Origin of the sequence: Streptomyces dioscori, assembly GCF_003024195.1 — a bacterium.
GTDB lineage: Bacteria > Actinomycetota > Actinomycetes > Streptomycetales > Streptomycetaceae > Streptomyces > Streptomyces dioscori.
Genome location: NZ_KZ679062.1, coordinates 22513 through 43017, shown reverse-complemented (window position 1 = coordinate 43017; position 20505 = coordinate 22513). Strand labels below are relative to the sequence as shown.

Sequence of the window (20505 nt, the reverse complement as noted above, 5' to 3'; positions counted from 1 at the left end):
GGGTGTGGTCAGTTCACGACGGCCATCTCCCGAGGGGTGTCGTTGAGGCGGCGTCCGCCGTCCTCGGTGACCGTCACGATGTCCTCGATGCGTACCCCGAAGCGGCCCGGCAGATAGATACCGGGCTCCACGGAGAAGCACATCCCGGGTACGAGGAGCTGTTTCTCGCCCTCGATCATGTACGGCGGTTCGTGCGTGGTGACGCCGATGCCGTGCCCGGTGCGGTGGATGAAGCGGTCGCCGTACCCGGCCTCGGTGATGTGGGCGCGGGCGACCCGGTCGACGTCCTGGCAGGCGATCCCGGGCCGCACGGCCTCGAACGCGGCCTGCTGGGCGGCGCGGACGACGTCGTGGACCCGCTGCTCCTCGGCGCCCGGCTCGCCGACGTGCACCGTACGGGAGGTGTCCGAGCCGTAGCCGTGCTTCAGTCCGCCGAAGTCGAGGACGACCGTGTCGCCGTGCTCGATGACGCGGGGGCCGGCCTCGTGGTGCGGGCTGGCGCCGTTCGGCCCCGACCCGACGACCGTGAAGTCCACCTGCTCGTGTCCGAAGTGCCGCAGCAGGTCGGCGAGGTCGCCCGCGACGTCCGACTCGCGGCGCCCCGCGAAGGCGACTTTCAGGATCTCCTCGTACGTGGCGTCGGCGGCGGCGCCCGCGGCGGCCAGCCGGTCCAGTTCGGCGCCGTCCTTGACGGCCCGGAGCATCGGCAGTCCCTCGCTGAGGGAGACGTACGACGTGCCGGGCAGCTCCTTCTGGAGGCCCAGCAGGTGCAGCGCCCAGGCGTTGTCGCTGACGCCGAACCGGCCCGAGGCGTCGAGGAGCGGGGCCGTGGTGGTGTACGGGTCCTTGCCGTCGATCCAGTCGCGCAGCTCCAGTGCGGGCGCGCCCACCGCCTTCTCGGCGTCCGGGGCCTCCAGGGCGGGCACGATGAGTACGGGGTCCTGCCCCGCGGCGAGCACCAGCAGGGTGAGCCGCTCGGTGGCCGCGGGCGGCGCGTAGCCGGTGAGCCAGACGAGGTCGGGTCCGGGCGCGACGAGCACCCCGGCGAGCCCCGCCGCGTCGGCGGCCCGTGCGGCGCGTTCCATCCGGGCCCGGTAGTCGTCGGCGGTGAAGGGCGCGGGCGTGCCGGTCATCCGGTCCTCCGTGGGTCGGTCCCCGGGGCGGGGTGCGGGGCGGGCCGCGGGTGGAAAGGGGCCACGGGCAGCATCCTGCCCGGACAGCGGGGGTGACGCGAGCCGGTCGGGGGTGGTTTCTTCGCGGGCGTCACGCTTTCTTCGCGGGCGTCAGCTGTCCAGGGCCAGCCGGACGCCGAGGAGCAGCAGGACCCCGCCGGAGACCTGCTCCAGCCTGCGCCGCACGCCGGCCCGGGACAGCACGGTCCTCATCCGTCCCACGAACCACACGTAGACGCTGTAGTAGCCGACCTCGTAGACCGCCCAGAGCGCGGCGAGCCCCAGCATGGCGGGCAGATGCGGGGCACCCTTCGGTACGAACTGCGGGAGGAAGGACATCGCGAAGATCGCCGCCTTGGGGTTGGCGAGGTTGATCAGCAGCCCGGTCCGGTAGGAGGCCCAGCCGCTCCTCACGTCCGCCGGGGTCCCGCCGTCGTCCATTCCGCCCCGGGTGTGCCGCGCCCGCCACAGCGTCTGTACGCCGAAGACGACGAGCACGACGGCTCCGACGACGCGCATCACGTCGTACGCCACTTCGGAGGCGGTGAGCAGCGCGGTCAGGCCGAAGGCGGCGACGACGCCCCACACGAAGACGCCGGTCTCGTTGCCGAGGACCGTCATGAAACCGGCACGCCTGCTCTGCAGCGACTGCCTGATGATCAGCACGGTGCTCGGGCCGGGTGAGGCGGCGATCAGGGTGCAGGCGCCCAGGAAGGCGAGAAGGGTGCTGAACATGGGCCCATCGTGGCCCCGCTCAAGTGGCGCGGCAACGCATTTCCTGTTGACGGTCCCGGTGACGGACGGCCCCGGTGACGCCCGTCAGGTGATGACGCCCGGGGTCACCGACACCTGCTGGTGGCCGCCGCTCGCGTGCCGCAACGTGAGTCCGATCTCCTCCCCGGGGCGCACGGCGGCGACGGCCCGGGCGAGGTCGGCGGCGGAGTCGACGCGGGTCGTGCCCAGGACGAGCAGGACGTCACCCCGTACGAGCCCCGCGGTGTGGCCGGGTCCGGGGACGTGCACGCCGACCAGGAGCGCGCCCGGGTCGTCGGGCGCGTCGACGGCCTCCACGCCGAGGGTGGGCCGCTCTCCGGGCCGGGCTGCGGCGGAGGACCCCGGGCGCTCGGACGGCTTCGCGAGCGCGGCCGGGCTCCCGCCACCCGGACCGGACTCGATACCACGACCCGGGTCGGACTCGGTACCGCGACCCAGGCCGGATTCGGTACCGCCGGGCGCCCCGGACGCGGCGGGCGCCTCCGCGGCGGACGCCCGTCCCTGGGACTCGGCCAGCCTGCTCATACCGATCACCGTGGCGCCCACGGTGCCGAGACCGACCCCTGACAGCACGAGCACCGTCCCGACGAACAGGCTGAACGCCAGGGTCGTCAGCCGCCGCCCGCGCCGCCGTGCGGCGTGCGGACGGTGACCCGGACCGGACGGGCGGTCGCCGCCGCCCGGTTCCTGGCCTCCCGGCTCCTGCCCTCCGGGCTCCTGGCCTGGCGGCTCCTGACCTGGCATCGGCTTGGGACGCAGCACTGTCTGTTCCATGGATCGCCTCCGGCCAGAGCCCTACCCTGCGCACCTGCTCGCGACGATCCCCGAACGGGTGACAGTGCCCGCGCCTCCCCTGCCCGGATCAGCGGGCGGTGGCCGTGGCGGTTGCGGTCGCGGTGGCCGTGGCGGTCCGCCAGACACTGCCGAACGGCAGCTCCGGAAGCTGCCCCGGGACGAAGCCGTGGGCACGGCGGGCCAGGTCGGCGGCTCCGTAACGCCCGCAGTCGTAGTGCCACTTCAGGATGCCCGCCATCCAGTTCTGCAACTCCACGACATAGCCCTCCATGATCCCGCGGGCCTCGTCCGAGAGGCCGAAGTCCTCGTACAGGACCGGGAACTCATGAGCGGCGACATGCTCGAACTGCCGCATGCGCTGCGTCATGAGGTCGTGGACGATGCCGAGCGCCTTCGGGTAGTCGCAGCCGAAGAAGTTCTGCACGACGAGGATGAGGTTGTGCACCTCGCCCTCGTACTCGATCTCCTTCTGGTACGAGAAGACGTCGTTGATGAGCATCCCGTAGTCGATCGCCGCGTTCTCCAGTGCCCGGACGGGGCCGCTGCGGTAGACCTCCGGCGGTACCGCGGGGCCGTGGCCCAGCCGGCACAGGCTCATGGTGAGGTCGGAGCCGAAGGTCGCGCGGCGCATCTCCAGGTAGTCGACGGGGTCGGGGATGCGGTTCTGCAGCTGGTTGTTCAGCTCCCACACCCAGCTCTCCGTCATGACCTCCACCGAGGCCCGCATGGTGCGGCGCGCGTCCGGCGTCATCGTGGCCGTCGTGCGCAGCCACAGATCGGCGAGTCCGCGCTCCATGGCGTTGACCGGGGACGGGATCTCCTCGCCCCCCAGGGGCATGCAGGCGGACAGCCGCGCCGTGCACAGTTTCGCGGCGGCCAGATCCCTGCGGTTCCCGAACACCAGCGGGTAGTAGTCGTCGCCGTACGTCCCCCACACGAGCCACTGCACGCTGAGGTCCAGCGCCTCGGGGGTGCCGTCGGGATCGAGTCCCGCCGAGCACAGCGGCAGGTCGTAGGCGGCGAGCTTGTCCTCGTCCCAGATGCCCTCCTGGAGGATGCCCATGCTGTGCGCCCACGGGGTGATACGCCGCCGCGCCCCTTCGAGGTCGGCGTTGAGCCGGACCTGGAACGGCATGTAGAAGTCGGGGAGCAGCGAAGGGCCGACCTTCTGGAAGGGCACGTGCGTGTACGCGCGCAGCCGCTCGGCGCCGGCCGCGGCGAGCAGCGCGCCGACGTCGGCGGCGGAGGTGCCGGGGCCCGTGAGGCCGTCCAGCGGCGAGGACTTGAGCGCCCCCTCGTTCATGTACCGGCTGGACCGCAGGTGCCACTCGTGGCCGCCCGCCTGCCAGTCCTGCAGCCCCCGCGTGTACGCGGCGACGTCCCGTACCTCCTCCGGTGTGAGGCCCTTCTCCAGGGCCAGCGCTGGCACTTCGGTGAGCGCCGTGTGGTCGAACTGGTGGAGGCGTGAGGAGAGGACGTCGTTGACGGTGTCGGCGGCCTGCTGCGTCGTACACCCGAAGAACGTCTCCAGGACGAGCACGCCGTTGCTCAGCTCGCCCTCCTCCTCGACCTCCCGCTGGTACGAGAAGAGGTCGTTGCGCAGGTGGACCGCGTCGGAGAAGGTCTCCATCAGCACACGCATCGGCCGGGAGCGGGCGACCTGGACGGGGACCTCCGCGGTCGCGTACTCCACGAGCCCCGCCGACCAGGGGGCGCCGCCCACCTTGCGGCGCATCTCGATGTACTCGACGGGGTTCGCGATCCGCCCCTCGTTGATGTTGGACAGCTCCCACATCGACTCGTTGAGCAGATGCTCGGTGGACTCGGCGAAGCGCCTGCGCCAGCCCATGGACATCGACGGGACCGTACGGGCCCACAGGTCGGCGAGGCCCGCCTCGACCGGGTTCCGCGGCTCGGGCACGGGGGTCGCGAGGTCGAGCGGCATGAAGAGCGGCAGACGGTCCAGGTAGGCCTTGCCGCCCGCGCGGTCCTGGCTCCGCTTGAAGGTTTCCAGGAAGTGGTCGTCGAAGAAGAAGACCCACACGTACCAGTCGGTGACGAGGGAGAGAGCGGGGCCGTCGCACTCGGGATGCGTGTACGCGCACAGCAGTCCGTAGTCGTGGGCGTCGAGGTCGGCCTGCTCCCAGACGCCGGAGCCCTCCAGCATGCCCATGCCCCGGGCCCAGTGGGTGGTGTGGGTGCGGGCCTCTTCGACGTGCGGGTTCAGCCGTGCGGGGTACGGCGTGTAGAAGTGGGGGAGTTCGAACGGCTGCGTCATGGGCCGGGCCTACCCGGGGTTGTGCGGGGGCATCCGTGCGGGGGTGGATGATCGCACCATCGCGTGAACGGATGAGTGAAGGGTTGCCTGCGGGGGAAGGGGTGACGCTTTTTTTCTCGCCCCCGCCGCCCCTACCCGTTCCCGTCACTGACTCGGGGGCGCTGCCCCCGAACCCCCGGTCCTCAAACGCCGGACGGGCTGAAGACCAGCCCGTCCGGCGTTTGAGGACGAGCGCGGAGCGCGATCCGGGGGCGAGGGGGCGCAGCCCCCATGTGTGGACGGGAACGGGTAGGGGCGGCGGGGGCGAGGAAAGGTCAGGAGCGGACCGCTCGGCCTATCTCCGCGCGGAGCGCCACGAACTCCGGCAGGCCCCGCGTAGCGATCTGGTCCCGTTTGCCGGGGAGCCCGACCGGCAGGTCGAGGACCACCCGGGACCCGGGCCCGGCGGACAGGACCACCACCCGATCCCCCACGTACACACTCTCGTCGATGTCATGCGTGACGAACACGATCGTCGCCCCCTCGGACTCGTGGACCTCCAGCAGCAGATCCTCCAGATCCTCCCGCGTCTGCGCGTCCAGGGACCCGAAGGGCTCGTCCATGAGCAGCAGGGACGGCCGGCACACCAGCGCCCGCGCGATGGCGACCCGCTGCTGCATACCGCCGGACAACTGCCAGGGATACCGCCGTCCGGCCCCGCGAAGCCCCACCCGTTCCAGCATCAGCTCGGCCTGCTCCCGCCGCTCCGCGCGCCCGAGTCCCCGGCGCCGCAGGGGAAGCGCGACGTTCTCGCGGACCGGGAGCCAGGGGTAGAGCGACCGTCCGTAGTCCTGGAAGACGACGGCCAGCCGGTCCGGGACCCCGCTGACGGGCGCCCCGTCGACGGAGACGGTCCCCTCCCGGACCGGGAGCAGCCCCGCGACGGTCCGCAGGAGCGTCGACTTGCCGCAGCCGGACGGCCCGACGACGCACAGGAGTTGGCCGTCGGGCACGGTGAGGGTGATGTCGTGCAGGACGGGGTGATCGCCGTACCCCTGGCCGAGCGAGTCGAGACGCAGCATGCGGTCCTGTCACCTGTCCCCTCGGCCCAGCAGCCGCTTCTCGACCGCCAGCAGAACGGTGTTGAGTACGTATCCGAGTGCGCCGAGCAGCACCAGCGCGGCCCAGACCGTGAGCAGGTCCGAGCGTGACTGGGCGTCGGTGAGGGTGAAGCCGATGCCGTTGGCCGTGCCGGGCAGCAGCTCCGAGAAGACCATGAGGACGAGGCAGAGCGAAAGGCTCAGGCGCAGGCCGGCGAAGATGCGGGGCAGCGCCGAGGGCAGGAAGAGGAACCGGAGCCGTTCGGTCCTGTTCAGCCGCAGGACCGCGGCCACGTCGACGCGCAGGGGGTCGGTGTTGCGGACGCCGTCCGCCGTGTTGATGAGGACCGGCCAGACGGCGCTGAAGACGATCGACGCGACCTGCATGCGGGTGCCGAAGTCGAGGAGCACGACGAAGACGGGGACCAGGGCCGGGGGTGGGACGGCCCGGGCGAACTGCAGGACCGGGTTGCACAGGGCGTGCGCGCGGCGGGAGCGGCCCAGGGCCGTACCGAGGGCGATACCGGCAATCGCGGCGATGACGAAGCCGGTGGTCATACGGGCGAGACTGGGGAGGATGTTCTCGGTGGCGGCGGGGGTGAGGAAGGCGTGGGTGGGTGGGCCCGAGAACCACAGGGTGTGGGTGTGGCGGGCGATGTCGGTGGGTGGCGGGAAATAGACGCTGGGGTGGGTGCGGGTGGTGAGTTGCCAGGCGGCGATCGCTGTGGCGAGTACGGTCCAGCGCAGCAGTGCGCCGCGGCTTGCCGCTGCTCTGCCGCGCTTCATCGGCGGGCCTCGCCAAGGGGTTTTCCGCCCCCGCCGCCCTTACCCTTCCCGTCACTGCATGGGGCTGCGCCCCTCGCCCCCTGATCGCGCTGCGCGCTCGTCCTCAAACGCCGGACGGGCTGAAAATTAGCCCGTCCGGCGTTTGAGGACCGGGGGTTCGGGGGCAGCGCCCCCGAGTCGTTGACGGGAACGGGTAGGGGCGGCGGGGGCGAGAACAGCCTCATCGCTCGCCCCGGTGTTCCGGTGTCCAGGGGAACAATCGTCTCTCCCCCCACACCAGCGCGCCGTTGATGACCAGCCCCAGGGCCCCCGCCCACACCACCCCGGCCAGCACATCCCGCGTACCGTCCGTCGCCAGGCCCGCCTGGGCGATGAAGATGCCGAGCCCTTCCCCGAACCCCGCAAGGATCTCCGTGGCGACCGCCAGGATGAGGGCGACGGCCGCGGAGATACGCAGGCCGGCCGCGATGAAGGGCGCGGTGGCGGGGAGTTCGACGCGCAGGAGGACCGACAGGCGGCCGAAGCCGAACGCGCGCAGGGTGTCCTTGGCCAGCGGGTCGGTCTCGCCGAGGCCGTAGACGGTGTTGTAGAGGATCGGCCACACGGACGCGTACGCGATGAGCGCGACCTTCGTCTCCGTACCGGAACCCAGCAGCAGCGACACCAGCGGGATCAGCGCGACGGACGGCAGCGGGCGCAGGAACTCGACGACGGCGCGCACCGCCTCGTCGACGACGGGCACGCTGCCGAGGAGCAGGCCCAGCGGTACGGCGATCGCGCAGGCGAGGCCCAGCCCGAGGGCCCAGGCGCGCACGGTGGCGCCGACTCCGTCCAGGAAGAGCGGGTCGCCCGCCAGCTCCACGGCCCGTGTCAGGACTTCGGAGACGGGCGGCAGGTAGTCGCGCCGTACCAGGCCCGCCCTGCCGACCGCCTCGCACAGGCCGAGGGCGAGCAGCACTCCGAGCGCGCCGAGGAGCAGTTCCTGCCGTCGCCGCACGCGTTCCGAGCCACCGCCGCCGCGCCTCACTCGACCAGCAACGTTCCCGGATCGATCGGCTTCTCCAACAGGCCCTGTTCCTTCATGAGTTCGGTGAGGCGGCGCAGTTCGGCCGCGTCCGAGGTCACCGGGTAGGCGGGCAGCCGTATCGACTCGGCCTGGGCCGCGGTCACCTTGGTGTACTCGGGCAGTTCCTCGCGGACGGCGTCCTGGTCCTGGGCGGCGATCCGCGCCGCCGCGGCGATCGCCCGCCGGAAGGCCGCCGCGGTCCTCGGGTTCTTGGAGGCGTAGTCGCCGGTCGTGACGTATCCGCTGATCGGGATGGACTCCACGGGGGCGGACCCGCCGTCGACGAGGACGCGGGCGTTCAGCTGCTTCTGGATGGCGCTGTTGAAGGGTTCGACGGCGTGCACGGCGTCGACCTGGCCCTTCTCCAGGGCGACTCCCATCTGGGGGAAGGCGATCTGCCGGTACTCGGGCAGGCCCGCGCCCTGCTGTCCGAGGATCGCGTTCAGGGTCAGCGACTGGATGTTGTTGAGGATGTTGACGGCGACCTTCTTGCCCTTGAGGTCGGCGACGCTGCGGATGTCCGAGTCCTCGGGGACGAGTACGTCCATCATGTGGGGCGCGACGCGGGCCCCCTCGGCGAGGATGCGCAGGTCCAGCGTGCCTTTCTCGTGGGCCTGGAGGAAGGTCACGTAGTTCGCGCTCGCGATCACGTCGACCTGCCCCTTGGAGAGGGCGGGCAGTGCCTGGATGGACTGCTGGACGGGCTGGATGCGGACATCCAGGCCCTCCTTCTCGAACAGCCCCCGGTCGCGCGCGAGATAGAGGGGCGCGTCGTCCGCCAGGGGCAGCGCGGCGACGGTGACGCTCGACCGCTCCAGCCCTTTTCCGCCCCCGCCTCCGCCTCCGCCTCCGCCCTTGCCGTCACCCGCGTCCGCGTCGTCGGAGTCGCCGCCGCACGCCGCGACAGCCAGCACCAGGGCGACCGCGCAGGCGATCAGCTTGCCCGTGCTTCCCGCACGGGAACGGTCTCGGGGCGTCGGCATGGGCGCATGATGACCTGTCGATTGACATGATCACTACATACGTTTGCGCCGTTCCGGCACGCATGCCCCACCGGGGCACGGGTTGACGGCCCGTTGACCTTCAACTTAGGTTTGCCTTACCTAAGTGGTTCTCGCCTCTGAAAGGCCAACTACCCATGAGATCCGCCCTGTTCTCCCGTGCTGCCCGTATCGCCGCCGTCGGAGCCACCGCCGCCGCGCTCACGGTCGGGCTCGCCACCTCCGCCTCGGCCGCCACCGCGACGCGGTCCGTGACGGTGAGCGGTACGACGTACAACCTGTCGCTGACGGCCCCCGACAGCCTCTCGGCCGCCGGGCAGAACGTCACCGTCTCCGGCAGCGGCTACAACACGCTCCAGGGTGTCTACGTCGGCCTGTGTGTGATCCCCGAGGGTGTCGAGCCGGGCAACCCGTCGACGTACACCTCCCGGCCGACCCCCTGCCTGGGCGGCGCCGACCAGTCCGGCACGACGGGCGCCTCGCACTGGGTGTCCAACCTCGGCGGCGGCACGGTCGCCAACAGCTCCACCTACGGCACCGGCGGCTCGTTCAACGTGAGCGTGCACGTGAACCCGAACATCGCGACCGGCAAAGTCTGCGGCACGGACGTCGACTGCGCGATCGTGACGCGCGCCGACCACACCGGCAGCAGCAACCGCTCGTACGACGTCTACCTCCCGGTCACGTTCTCGTGACCGCGCCCCTCAGAACCCGGGGGCGGAGCGATCTGCTCCGCCCCCGGGCGGCGGGCGCCCTGGCCGGTGTCACGGCGGTGGTTCTCGCCGCCGTCGCGGTGAGCACACCCGCCGTCGGCGCCGACGACCCGCCCGCGGCCGACGGGTACGAGCGGACGGCCCGCCTCACGACCGTCGGCAAACCGCTCGACCTGCTGCTGCACCCCGAGTCGGGCAAGCTGTACGTCGGCTCCGACACCGTCGCCGGTACGCCGGACGGCAGCCTGGCCGGTGTCTACGCCGTCGACCCGGCGTCCGGCAACGTACTGAGCTGGGTGAAGACGTCTCCCGGCAGCACGGGCGCGCCCGCCCAGCTGCCGGGCAAGCGCCTCGCGGGACCGCTGCCGGGCGACGGGGTGCACTACCTCGTCGGACTGCGCGGGATCGCCGCCGCCAAGGACGCGGACGCGTCGGGGAGCGGCGGCTGGCTCACCGGTACGTCGATCACGCAGGCCAGGTCCGGTGCGAAGGCCGGCACGGTGGTGGTCGTGCGCGGGACGAAACTGGAGGAGGTCGCCGTCGGCGAGGCGTCGGTGACCGTGGAGCGTTCCCTCACCCTGCCCGCCACCGGCGGCCCGCTCGCCGTGGACACCGCGGCCGGGCAGATCTGGGTGACGGACAACACCAACGGCGTGCTGCGCAGGGTCGGTTCGGCCGACTTCACGCCGGACGGCAAGGAGATCGCGCTCGGCTCCGGAGCCGCGGTGTCCTTCCTGGAGTGGGACACCGGTCGCGGGGTGCTGTGGGCGGGGCGCGGCACCGTACTGGAGGCGTACGACATCGCCTCCGGGAAACTGGCCGCCTCCTTCGACGCGGAACCGGGCGACACCATCGCCGATGTCGCCGTGGACCCGCGCTCCGACCGGGCGTTCGCGGTGTGGCAGGACTGGGGCAACCCGCCGGAGGAGGGGGACGGCGTCGGGCAGCTCGCGGTGTACGACACGGCGACGCTCAAGGATCTCGACCTGGGCGCCGAACTACCGGGCGTCAACGGTCAGTTGGGCAGCTCGTCGATCGCGGTTCAACCGGGCGGCGACGCGGTGTTCGTCGCGAGTCCCTCGGACGCCTCGCTCACCGTGTTCAAGGCGCCGGTGCCGCCGACGCCCTCGCCGACACCGACGCCGACGGACCCGGAGTCCCCACCGCCGTCGCCCGATCCGTCACCCGGCGACACGGACCCGGACCCGGACCCGACCGACGAACCGGCCGACCCGTCCGACACGGGCACCACGGTTCCCGTCGACGGTCCCGCGGACGACGGGAACAGCGCGGCCGGCACGGCCGACAGCGGTGACACGGGTGCGGGGACGGGCACGACCGGTGGCACGGTGAGCGGTGGCTCGCTCGGCGGCACCGGCGACGGGTCGCTCGCCTCGACCGGCTCCGACCTGCTCCTGCCCGCCACCGCGGGCACCGCAGCACTGCTCGCCGCCGGCACCGCCGCGGTTCTGTGGCGTCGGCGGACGAACGGAAGGCCGGCGCCCTGAGGGCGGACGGGCCCTGGAGGGCAGGGGCGTAGTCCCCCGCCCTCCAGGGGCGCGGGGAACTGCGCGACCGGCCCCCACCGGCCCACGGACAAAAGCTGCCGGGCCGACCGTGTCAGTGCTGCTGAGCCTTCTGCGGTGTGGCCTCGCTCGGCCTCACGACGACGTATCCCTCCCCCTGGAGCATCAGCTGCACGGCCTCGCCCGAGCCGCCGCGGATCATCGAGCCGATGGACTGCGAACGGTGCAGCGACGTCTGGAGGTTGGCCGTCCAGCCGACGACCGCGTCCGTGTCGACGTACACCGGCCACTGCGGTGAGACCGGAATGACCAGCGGGTTGCCGTCGCAGACCAGACCGAGCCTGCCCTGTCCGGTGAAGACGCTGTTGAACAGTCCGCCGCCGGACATGCCCGCGCCCTTCACCGTCTTGATCTCGTACTTCAACGACGCGTCGAAGCACAGGATGTTGCGGCCGTTGACGGTGAAGACGTCACCGGGGTCGATGTCGATGATGAAGCAGTTCTGCGCCTCGTGCGCGAACCACGCCTCCCCCTGCCCGCGCACCGCCATGAGCGGCAGTCCCTCGCCGGTGACCGCGCGCTTGAGCATGCCGCCGACGCCCTGGCCCTTGCGCTCGAACTGCAGACTGCCGCGGTAGGCGATCATCGCGCCCTGCCGGGCCAGCATCTCGCCGTTGACGGCGTACCTGATCGATTTTGCGTTCTGCACGCTCATGCCCGCGGTGGCGGCCGGCTGCACCATGTACTCGTTGGAAAACAGATCACCCTTCATCCGGGCATCCTGTCCCGCGGGGCGCCGGTTGCACCATCCCGCAACAGGAGAAAAGGCGCCGCCGAAAGTATGCGCCCGCACGACGAAAGGCAGGGGCGGCCGACGCCCGCTCGCGTCGGCCGCCCCTGCGGGGCCTTTCGGCCCCACCCTGTGGGGGGTGGCTCTCGGTTCCCGGTCGACCGTCCACCGGCTGTGCGCGGCGACCGTTCAAGGTGTTACCCACGGTTCGGACGTGGCTCCCACGACGATAGGCGGCATCCCGCCCCCCGGATACGGGGAAAACCCTCGATCCCGCGACAGACAACCCGACCGAGAACCCCGGCCGTCCCCTAGGGACTGCCCTCCGTGGCGCCGCCGTCCACCGCCGAGCCCGCCGCCGCACCCGTCAGGATCGCGCCCGCCACCACGTCGAAGAGGTGACCGGCGCGTGACGCGAGCGAAGGCTGGTCGCCGAGCCAGGCCAGCGCCGCGATCAGCGCGAACAGGTCGGTGCCGTCGATGTCGCCGCGCGCCGCGTCCACGGCCTGGGCGCGGGTGAGGAGCCGCGCGCCGGCCGCGCGCAGGGTGACGCACGAGGCGTGGAGCGCGGACTCGGTGTCCTCGATGGCGGCGGCCATCAGCACGGTCACGCCCCGGTACTCGGTGGTCCAGCCGACGCAGTCGCGCAGCCACGACACGAGGGCGTCCTCGGGCGAGGCCGACGTTTCGAGGGCGTCCGCCTTCGCGGTCAGCTCCTCGAAGCTCGTGTGGAGCAGGGCTTCGAGGAGTGCCTCGCGCGTCGGGAAGTGCCGGAGCAGCGTGGCGAGCCCGACATCCGCCCTGCGCGCGATGTCGCGCAGCGACACGTCGACGCCGTGCTCGGCGACGGCGGCGCCCGCCACGGCGAGCACATGGTCGCGGTTCTTCCTGGCGTCGGCCCGCACCTGTCCCCCTTGACTATCCGGATCAGTGGTCCATATATTCGGATCAGTGGTCCACTTATCTGGACCGCTGATCCGGATAAGTCTATCCCGCAGCGCGGGAAGGAGAAGACGATGCCTGCACAGAGGACCGCACACACGATGAGGGCGATCCGGCTGCATGAGCACGGCGGCCCCGAGGTGCTCCGCCACGACGAGGTGCCGGTGCCCGTGCCGGGGCCGGGCGAGGTGCTCGTCCGCGTGCACGCGGTCGGCGTCAACCCACCGGACCGGTATTTGCGCGGCGGGCTGACCAGTGTGCCCGGGGAGCCGGACTCCACGATCAGCCTGCCGGTGATCCCGGGGACGGACGTGTCCGGCGTGGTCGAAGCCGTGGCCGCGGACGTGGACGGCTTCGCCGTGGGCGACGAGGTCTTCGGGCTGCTGCGGTTCCCCGGCTTCGACGGCCGCGCGTACGCCGAGTACGTGGCCGCCCGCGCCTCGGACCTCGCGCGCAAGCCGGCCGGCATCGACCATGTGCACGCCGCCGGGGCACCCATGGCCGGGCTGACGGCATGGCAGTTCCTCATCGAGGTCGGACACGATCATCCGTCGCCCTTCCAGGAGGCGCGGCACCGTCCGACGGCACTCGGCCCCGGCACGACGGTGGTCGTCAACGGCGCCGCGGGCGGCGTGGGGCACTTCGCGGTGCAACTGGCGAAGTGGAAGGGAGCGCGGGTCGTCGCGGTGGCATCGGGCGCGCACGCCTCGTTCCTGAGCGAGCTGGGCGCCGACCGGTTCATCGACTACACCACGAGCCGTCCCGAGGAACTCGTCCACGACGCCGACCTCGTCCTCGACACCGTCGGCGGTCCCCACAGCAGCCGCTTCCTGCGCACGCTCAAGCGCGGTGGCGCCCTCTTCCCGGTGTTCCTCGGCGAGTTCGACGACGAGGAGGTCGCGAAGCTGGGCATCACGGTCTCGACCGCACAGGTCCGCTCGGACGGCACGCAGCTCGCCGAACTGGGGCGCCTGCTCGACGCGGGCACGGTGCGCGTCGAGATCGACAGCACGTTCGCGCTCGCGGAGGCCCGCGCCGCGCACGAACGCGCCGCCCGAGGCCATGTCCGGGGCAAGATCGTGCTCACGGTTGCCTAGACGGATCCTGCTCCGGCGGGCCGACCGGCCCCGTGCGGCAGCCGCCGGTACAACCACGCGCGGGCCGTACGTCACCCCTCAGACGTTCTCCGGCGCACGTGTGTCGTCCTCCGCCGCGAGGAACTGCGTGGCGGCGAGTTCCGCGTACAGCGGGTCGCCCGCGACGAGTTCGCGGTGGGTGCCCACCGCCCGTACCCGTCCGGCGTCCATGACGACGATGCGGTCCGCCATGGTGACGGTGGACAGCCGGTGGGCGACGACCAGGACCGTGGTGGTCCGGGCGACATCGGCGACCGTGTCCCGCAGCGCGGCCTCGTTGACCGCGTCGAGCTGGCTGGTGGCCTCGTCGAGGAGCAGCAGCCGGGGCCGTCGCAGCAGGGCGCGGGCGATGGCGACTCTCTGGCGCTCACCGCCGGAGAGCTTGGTGCCGCGGTGGCCGACGAGCGTGTCCACACCCTTCGGCAGCTTTTCGACGAGGGTGTCGAGCCGGGTCGTCCTGAGCGCGCGGAGCAGTTCCTCCTCGTCGGCGTCGGGGTTGCCGAGCAGGAGGTTGTCGCGGAGGGTGCCGGACAGGACGGGCGCGTCCTGCTCGACGTAGCCGATGGCCGACCGCAGCCCGGAGACGTCCCAGTCGGTGAGGTCGCGGCCGTCCAGCGCGATGGTCCCCTTGTCGGGGTCGTAGAACCGCTCGATGAGTGAGAACACGGTCGTCTTGCCCGCGCCCGAAGGACCCACGAAGGCGGTCATGCCGCGCGGGGGCACGGCGAAGGTCACGCCGTGGTGGACGTACGGCAGGTCCTCGGCGTAGCGGAAGCGGACGTCCTCGAAGGCTATGGAGGCCGGTTCGGCGCCGGGTCCTGGCAGCGGCGCGGGCTCGGTGGCCGGTTCGGCGGGCAGCCCGCGCGCCTCCTCGATACGGGCCAGGGCGGCCGATCCCGTCTGGTACTGGGCGACCGCACCGACGACCTGCTGGATCGGCGACATCAGGAAGAAGACGTACAGCAGGAAGGCGACGAGTGTGCCGATGTCGACGGCCCCGGTCGCGACCCGCGCGCCGCCCACGGCGAGGACGGTGATGAACGCGATCTGCATAGAGAGCCCGGCCGTGTTACCCGCGAGCGCCGACCACTTGGCGGCCCGGACGCTCTCCCGCCAGGACTCCTCGGCCGCCGCGTGCACGGCCTGCTCCTCGCGGTGTTCGGCTCCGGACGCCTTGATGGTCCGCAACGCGCCCAGGGTCCGCTCCAGCGAGGCACCCATGGCCCCGACCGCGTCCTGGGCCCGTCGGCTGGCCCGGTTGATGCGCGGCACGATCACGCCGATCACCGTGCCCGCGCCGACGACCACGCCCAGCGTGACGGCCGTCAGTACCGGGTCGACGAACCCCATCATCACCAGCGTGGCGAGCAGGGTGAGCCCGCCCGTGCCGAATCCGACCAGCGAATCGGTGGTGACCTCACGCAGCAGCGTGGTGTCGGACGTGATCCGGGCCATCAGATCGCCGGGCTCGCTCTTGTCCACGGCGGATATCCGCAGCCGCAGCAGATGCGAGACGAGTCCCCGCCGCGCCCCGAGCACCACGGACTCGGCCGTGTACCGCAGCACGTACGAACCCAGCGCGCCGATCGCGGCGTTGGCGACGACGAGCCCCGACATGGCCAGCAGCGTGCCGGTGATGGCCCGGTCGTGCCCCAGGTCGTCGATCAGGGTCCTGGCCACCAGCGGCAGCGCGAGCCCGGCGGCGCCGGTCAGCAACGACAGCACGGCACCGAGCAACAGCGTCCAGCGGTAAGGACGTACGTAGGCGAGGAGCAGCCGCCATGACGGTGTGGCTGCCGGGTCGGGCGGCTGGGACTGCGGCACGGTGCTCCCCCTGGGTGAAAGGTCAGACGAAGTATCGCCGATGCCACTGACAGAGCCGCCGTCAGTCCCCCCGAGCGGTCAGCCGCAGCACGCTGCCCTCGCCGTTCGCCGAGAGGAGGAGGGTGCCGTCCGGAGCCACGGCGAGACCGGCGAACGCGCGGGGCGAACCCGGCATGCCCTCGGCGAACAGCGCGGGATCGGCGCGGGTGATGCCCGGCGGCAGGCCTACCGGGAGGTCCTCGGCGTCGATCCGGCTCTCCCCCGTGCTGAGCGAGACCGCCCGCAGACACCGCTCCCGCGTGTCCACCGTGAACAACTCGTCGCCGCGCACGGCGAGACCCTGCGGCGCGCCCAGCCCTTCGGCCACGGTCATCGCCTCGCCGTCACCGTCGCTGTCGCTGTCGATGCGGCTCACCGTTCCGAGCCGGTCGTCGCTGACGTAACAGCGGCCTTCGGTGTCGAAGGCCACGTCCACGGGATGCCGCAGCCCTGCGGCCAGCGTGGTCACGGTGTCCGTCCCGTCGATGCGTACGACGCGGCCCGCGCCCGTCTCGGCGACCACGAGCGCCCCGTCGGGGGCGACGGCGATCCCGGTGGGCTCGTTCAGCCCCCGTACCCGTACGCGCGTGGACCTGCGCACGGGGTCGTACGTGCGGATGTCGCCGTACTCCGAGGCGAAGTGCAGGAGTCCGTCGTCTGCGGTGACGCCGTGCACGAAGGTCTGGAGTTCGTGGGTGAGTACGCCGCTCGAATCGCCCGCGCCGGAGTCGCCGGGGCTCGTGAGGCGGTAGTGGTCGGCCGCGTACACCGTGCCCCGCAGGTCGACCGTGACCCCGAAGGGGCCGCTGAGGCCCCGGGGGACGATCTCGCGGGTGCGGCCGTCCTCGTGCATCTCGGTGACGCCGCCGCTGCCGAAGCTGGAGACGTACATGCGGTTCTCCGCGTCGAAGGCCGCGTTGTCGAGCCCGACCACCCCGCTGACGACGACCGAACGCGCCCCGGTGGCCAGGTCGATACGGGTCACGATGCCGGCCGGACCGCGGGAGAGGACGACGAGGACGCCGCCCTGGTCGAAGCGGACCGCGACCGGGTCGTCGACGTGCTCGGCGAACAGTTCGGGCACGCCCCCGTCGGGCGGGATCCGCCAGACCTGGTTGCCGATCATGTGCGGGTAGTAGAGGAAACCGTCCGGGCCGAGCTGCATCGCGTTGCCGAGGGCAAGGCCGCCGGTCAGCACCACCGGGTCGCCACCGTCCGGGAAGAGTTCCAGCAGGCGGCCGTTCATCCTCATCTCGTTGACGAAGAGCCGGTCGCCCACGCAGGTGATGCCGTTGGGCACCCGCACCTCGTCCGAGACGAGGGTGTACGTGCCGTCAGGGGTACGCCGCCACACGCGGCCCGGTGTCAGGTCGGCGATGTACATGGAGCCGTCCGCCCCGAAGGCGAGGTCGTCGGGTGCCTGGACCGGGCCGTCCTGCTCCACGACGACGTCCACGTCCCCGGAGGCGGGGTCGACCGCGCTGATCCGGCCGGCTAGGAACTGTGCCACGTACAGGCGTCCGTCGGGGCCGAAGGTGACGCCGTTCGAACCCCACAGCCGGTTCGGGGGATTCAGCCGGTCGGTGTGCCAGCGGCGGCTCGTCACCCGGCGGCCACCGGTGTCGTCGAAGCGGCTGGGGCCGCCCGTCATCGTCACCGGCCGCATCACCGGCCGCCTTCCCCGTCGACGATGACGTCGTCCATGCCGCCGTCCGCGCGCCAGCGCCTGAGCAGTTCGTGGAAGGCGACGGGCCCGTCGCCGTACGACTCGCTGCGCTGCCGGGGCCTGCCCTCGTTGTTGTAGTAGCCGGGGGTGCACTCGGCCTGGAAGGCGTAGAGGTCCGCGGCCTTCTCGCGGATCGTGGCGACCCAGGCGGTCTCGGCCTCGACGGTCGGCTCCACGTACCGGGCCCCTCGCTCGCGTGCTTCGGCGATCACCTCGGCGACATGGGTGGCCTGTTCGTCGAGGATGTGGACGTAGTTCACGGCGCTGGCGTTCTGCAGCGGGCCGAGCTGGAAGAGGTTGGGAAAGCCGTTGCTGTAGAAGCCGTGCAGTGTCCTGGCCCCCTGCCGCCAGTCGTCGGGCAGCCGGGCGCCGTCCCTGCCGTGCACCGGGAGGCGGCCGGAGAGGATTCCCGAGACGCCGACCTCGAAGCCGGTCGCGAAGATGACGCAGTCGACCTCGTACGCGGTGCCGCCGACCACGACGGCGTTCTCGGTGATGCGCTCGACACCGCCGTGGTCGGCCGTGTCCACCAGCGTCACGTTGGGCCGGTTGAACGTGTCCAGGTAGTGGTCGCTGAACGTGGGCCGCTTGCACATGTACCGGTACCAGGGCTTGAGCGCCTCGGCCGTCGACGGGTCCTCGACGACGGACTCCACCCGGGTCCGGATCTCGTTCATCTTCTGGAAGTCGGCCAGCTCGTTCAGGCGCTCCCGTTCCTCCGCGGGGAGGTCCGCGTAGTTGTTGGTCGGGATGAGGTTCTGCAGCAGCCGGGCGCCGCTGGTCCAGCCGTCGTCCACCAGGTCGTCCCCGGCGGGTGAACCGGTCACGGTCCGCAGGAAGTTGTCCCTGCGATGCCGCTGCCAGCCCGGTTCGAGCGACTTCGCCCACTGGGGGTCCGTGGGCCGCTGGCCGCGCACGTCCACGGAGGACGGCGTGCGCTGGAACACGTACAACTGCTGTGCGTCGCGGCCCAGATGGGGCACGACCTGGATGGCGGTCGCGCCGGTGCCGATCACCGCCACCCGCTTGTCGGCGAGGCGGTCGAGGTTGCCGTTCGCGTCGCCGCCCGTGTACGCGTAGTCCCAGCGGCTGGTGTGGAACGTATGGCCCGTGAAGGTCTCGATGCCCGGGATGCCGGGGAGTTTCGCCTGGCTGAGCGTGCCGCTGGAGACCACCACATGGCGGGCCCGTACGCGGTCGCCGCGATCGGTGGAGACGATCCACTCCGACTCGGCCTCGTCCCAGCGCAGTTCGGTGACCAGGGTGCGGAAGCAGGCCCCGTCGTACAGGTCGAAGTGGCGTGCGATCGCCCGCGCGTGCTGCCGGATCTCCTCGCCCGGGGCGTACTTCCACTCGGGGACGTAACCGACCTCTTCGAGCAGCGGCATGTAGACGTACGACTCGATGTCGCAGTGGATTCCCGGGTAGCGGTTCCAGTACCAGGTGCCGCCGAAGTCGCCGGCCTTCTCGATGACGCGGATCGGCCCGACGCCCGCCTGGCGCAGCCGTGCGCCGGCCAGCAGACCGCCGAACCCGCCGCCGATGACGACCGCTTCGACCCGGTCGTGCAGGGGCTCCCGGGTGAACTCGGCGCTCTCCACGTACGGATCGTCCGCGTAGAAGCCGAACTCGCCCGCGATACGCCGGTACTGCGCGTTTCCCTCGGGGCGGACACGGCGCTCGCGCTCGGCGCGGTAGCGGGCGCGGAGGGCGTCCGGGTCGAACCCGAGCCCGTCCGGACCGGAGCCGGGGTCGGGGGCGGGGGCGGGGGCGGGGCCGGAATCGGGGGCGGGTGTATCGGACGAGGTGTGGGCGGTGGGGGGCATACCTGTCCTTCTGATGTGTGTGGGGGGGGACGGCGACCTCTGTGATCACATGCAACCGGAACGGACTGACAGCTCACAGCCGGTGACCTGACGGGAAGCTGACGTGACCCGGATCACACCCTCTCGCCGCGGGGAGGCAGGGGCAGGGCTCAGCGGCCGAGGCGGTAGCCGAAGCCCCGGCGCGTGTGGATCAGCGAGGGCTGCTCCCGGTCCACCTTCTGACGCACACGCGAGACGAGTTTCTCGATCGCGTTGCCGGCCCGGGTTTCTCCCCAGACGTGGAGGCAGATCTGCTCCTTCGACAGCACGCGCTCCGCGTTGACCAGGAGATGGCGCAGCAGCCGGTACTCGGCGGGGGTGAGGTCGAGCGCCCGCCGGCCCCGCCAGGCCTGGCAGGTGGCGTCGTTGAGCGCGAGATCGCCGTAGCACGGCCCCTGGCGCACCGGCTCACGGCCACGCAGCAACACATGCACCCTGGCGAGGACTTCGGAGATCCTGAACGGCAGGGTGACGTAGTCCGCCTGCCCCAGGCCGAGTTCGGGCACCAGGGCGCCCAGCGTCTCGTACGGGGCCAGGAAGAGGACCGGCGGGCGGTCGGCCGGGCGGAACCGGCGGCCGTCCCCGAGGCTTTCGACATCCGGGACCGTCACATCGAAGAGGACCAGGTCGAAGCGCCGCTCCGCAAGGCGCAGCACCCCCTGGGCGCCGGTGCGCGCGACGGTCACGCGGTAGTCCGCCAACTCCAGGGTGGTCGTCAGCAGGTCGGCGACCGCCGGATCGTGGACCACGACCAGGAGGTGCTGCCCCGCCCCGCGCGCGGGCACGGAGACGGACACGTCGGCGCCGGTCACGTACTCCCCGACAGCGCCGTCAGCTCCGTACACCCGGTCCATCTCGTCCATCCCGCGCATCGCACGCACCTCGTCCGCGAAGAGCATATGCATCATGCACAATACGTGTCGGATGCATATTTGATGTCATGTCTGATGCCCCTGGCCGCGGGACCGGACGCATGGCCGGGGCGAGAGCCAG

General features: G+C 71.7%; 17 protein-coding genes. 3 read left to right on the top strand and 14 right to left on the bottom strand.

The window, feature by feature from the left end:
- Window positions 1-8 precede the first annotated feature (8 nt).
- The 8 genes from C6Y14_RS40935 to C6Y14_RS40900 form a co-directional block, all read right to left on the bottom strand.
- Window positions 9-1133 (bottom strand): aminopeptidase P family protein, encoded by a 1125-nt coding sequence (locus C6Y14_RS40935; protein WP_107022012.1) that lies wholly within the window; start codon window positions 1131-1133, stop codon window positions 9-11.
- A 150-nt stretch (window positions 1134-1283) separates the two neighbouring features.
- Window positions 1284-1907, bottom strand: a complete 624-nt coding sequence (locus C6Y14_RS40930; RefSeq protein ID WP_107022011.1) for a LysE family translocator — start codon at window positions 1905-1907, stop codon at window positions 1284-1286.
- A gap of 84 nt (window positions 1908-1991) precedes the next feature.
- Window positions 1992-2720: a S1C family serine protease gene (locus C6Y14_RS40925; RefSeq protein WP_107022010.1), complete on the bottom strand. Its 729-nt coding sequence runs from the start codon at window positions 2718-2720 to the stop codon at window positions 1992-1994.
- 88 nt (window positions 2721-2808) lie between these two features.
- A complete protein-coding gene (gene cyc2, locus C6Y14_RS40920) occupies window positions 2809-5019 on the bottom strand; it encodes a germacradienol/geosmin synthase Cyc2 (protein WP_107022009.1) in 2211 nt (736 codons plus the stop codon).
- 314 nt (window positions 5020-5333) lie between these two features.
- On the bottom strand, window positions 5334-6080 hold the full coding sequence (locus C6Y14_RS40915) for an ABC transporter ATP-binding protein (protein ID WP_107022008.1): 747 nt from the start codon (window positions 6078-6080) through the stop codon (window positions 5334-5336).
- Between the two features lie 9 nt (window positions 6081-6089).
- Window positions 6090-6884, bottom strand: a complete 795-nt coding sequence (locus C6Y14_RS40910) for an ABC transporter permease (protein ID WP_107022007.1) — start codon at window positions 6882-6884, stop codon at window positions 6090-6092.
- Window positions 6885-7104: 220 nt separating this feature from the next.
- A complete protein-coding gene (locus C6Y14_RS40905) occupies window positions 7105-7881 on the bottom strand; it encodes an ABC transporter permease (protein ID WP_107022053.1) in 777 nt (258 codons plus the stop codon).
- A 26-nt stretch (window positions 7882-7907) separates the two neighbouring features.
- Window positions 7908-8933, bottom strand: a complete 1026-nt coding sequence (locus C6Y14_RS40900) for an ABC transporter substrate-binding protein (protein WP_225891534.1) — start codon at window positions 8931-8933, stop codon at window positions 7908-7910.
- Between the two features lie 155 nt (window positions 8934-9088).
- On the opposite strand from C6Y14_RS40900, the gene C6Y14_RS40895 reads away from it, so the two are divergent.
- Entirely contained in the window at window positions 9089-9646 is a 558-nt protein-coding gene (locus C6Y14_RS40895; RefSeq protein ID WP_107022006.1) for a hypothetical protein, read from the top strand.
- Complete coding sequence (locus C6Y14_RS40890) at window positions 9643-11172, top strand: hypothetical protein (RefSeq protein ID WP_107022005.1); 1530 nt, start codon at window positions 9643-9645, stop codon at window positions 11170-11172. The genes C6Y14_RS40895 and C6Y14_RS40890 overlap by 4 nt, the downstream gene beginning before the upstream one ends.
- 112 nt (window positions 11173-11284) lie before the next feature.
- Here C6Y14_RS40890 and C6Y14_RS40885 read toward each other — a convergent pair whose 3' ends face one another.
- Together C6Y14_RS40885 and C6Y14_RS40880 are read right to left on the bottom strand one after the other, a co-directional pair.
- The gene (locus C6Y14_RS40885; RefSeq protein WP_107022004.1) at window positions 11285-11962 is read right to left on the bottom strand and encodes an AIM24 family protein; all 678 of its coding nucleotides are present in this window, start codon (window positions 11960-11962) and stop codon (window positions 11285-11287) included.
- Window positions 11963-12291: 329 nt separating this feature from the next.
- The gene (locus tag C6Y14_RS40880; protein WP_107022003.1) at window positions 12292-12885 is read right to left on the bottom strand and encodes a TetR/AcrR family transcriptional regulator; all 594 of its coding nucleotides are present in this window, start codon (window positions 12883-12885) and stop codon (window positions 12292-12294) included.
- 138 nt (window positions 12886-13023) lie between these two features.
- On the opposite strand from C6Y14_RS40880, the gene C6Y14_RS40875 reads away from it, so the two are divergent.
- A complete protein-coding gene (locus C6Y14_RS40875; RefSeq protein WP_107022002.1) occupies window positions 13024-14019 on the top strand; it encodes an NADP-dependent oxidoreductase in 996 nt (331 codons plus the stop codon).
- A gap of 78 nt (window positions 14020-14097) precedes the next feature.
- On the opposite strand, the gene C6Y14_RS40870 is transcribed toward C6Y14_RS40875, so the two are convergent.
- From C6Y14_RS40870 to C6Y14_RS40855, 4 genes are all read right to left on the bottom strand, one after another.
- Window positions 14098-15882 (bottom strand): ABC transporter ATP-binding protein, encoded by a 1785-nt coding sequence (locus C6Y14_RS40870; RefSeq protein WP_107022001.1) that lies wholly within the window; start codon window positions 15880-15882, stop codon window positions 14098-14100.
- A 61-nt stretch (window positions 15883-15943) separates the two neighbouring features.
- A complete protein-coding gene (locus C6Y14_RS40865) occupies window positions 15944-17587 on the bottom strand; it encodes an NHL repeat-containing protein (protein ID WP_225891532.1) in 1644 nt (547 codons plus the stop codon).
- Window positions 17587-19473 (bottom strand): flavin-containing monooxygenase, encoded by a 1887-nt coding sequence (locus C6Y14_RS40860; RefSeq protein WP_107022000.1) that lies wholly within the window; start codon window positions 19471-19473, stop codon window positions 17587-17589. Before C6Y14_RS40860 ends, C6Y14_RS40865 begins: the two co-directional genes overlap by 1 nt.
- Before the next feature lie 149 nt (window positions 19474-19622).
- The gene (locus C6Y14_RS40855) at window positions 19623-20417 is read right to left on the bottom strand and encodes a response regulator transcription factor (RefSeq protein WP_404828917.1); all 795 of its coding nucleotides are present in this window, start codon (window positions 20415-20417) and stop codon (window positions 19623-19625) included.
- Window positions 20418-20505 lie beyond the last annotated feature (88 nt).

What these genes read in the sequence shown, in the direction of transcription:
- C6Y14_RS40935 (WP_107022012.1), bottom strand. Translation starts at nt 1,133, where the DNA reads ATGACCGGCACGCCCGCGCCCTTCACCGCCGACGACTACCGGGCCCGG.
- C6Y14_RS40930 (WP_107022011.1), bottom strand. Translation starts at nt 1,907, where the DNA reads ATGTTCAGCACCCTTCTCGCCTTCCTGGGCGCCTGCACCCTGATCGCC.
- C6Y14_RS40925 (WP_107022010.1), bottom strand. Translation starts at nt 2,720, where the DNA reads ATGGAACAGACAGTGCTGCGTCCCAAGCCGATGCCAGGTCAGGAGCCG.
- cyc2 (WP_107022009.1), bottom strand. Translation starts at nt 5,019, where the DNA reads ATGACGCAGCCGTTCGAACTCCCCCACTTCTACACGCCGTACCCCGCA.
- C6Y14_RS40915 (WP_107022008.1), bottom strand. Translation starts at nt 6,080, where the DNA reads ATGCTGCGTCTCGACTCGCTCGGCCAGGGGTACGGCGATCACCCCGTC.
- C6Y14_RS40910 (WP_107022007.1), bottom strand. Translation starts at nt 6,884, where the DNA reads ATGAAGCGCGGCAGAGCAGCGGCAAGCCGCGGCGCACTGCTGCGCTGG.
- C6Y14_RS40900 (WP_225891534.1), bottom strand. Translation starts at nt 8,933, where the DNA reads ATGCCGACGCCCCGAGACCGTTCCCGTGCGGGAAGCACGGGCAAGCTG.
- C6Y14_RS40895 (WP_107022006.1), top strand. Translation starts at nt 9,089, where the DNA reads ATGAGATCCGCCCTGTTCTCCCGTGCTGCCCGTATCGCCGCCGTCGGA.
- C6Y14_RS40885 (WP_107022004.1), bottom strand. Translation starts at nt 11,962, where the DNA reads ATGAAGGGTGATCTGTTTTCCAACGAGTACATGGTGCAGCCGGCCGCC.
- C6Y14_RS40875 (WP_107022002.1), top strand. Translation starts at nt 13,024, where the DNA reads ATGAGGGCGATCCGGCTGCATGAGCACGGCGGCCCCGAGGTGCTCCGC.
- C6Y14_RS40865 (WP_225891532.1), bottom strand. Translation starts at nt 17,587, where the DNA reads ATGCGGCCGGTGACGATGACGGGCGGCCCCAGCCGCTTCGACGACACC.
- C6Y14_RS40860 (WP_107022000.1), bottom strand. Translation starts at nt 19,473, where the DNA reads ATGCCCCCCACCGCCCACACCTCGTCCGATACACCCGCCCCCGATTCC.
- C6Y14_RS40855 (WP_404828917.1), bottom strand. Translation starts at nt 20,417, where the DNA reads ATGCATATGCTCTTCGCGGACGAGGTGCGTGCGATGCGCGGGATGGAC.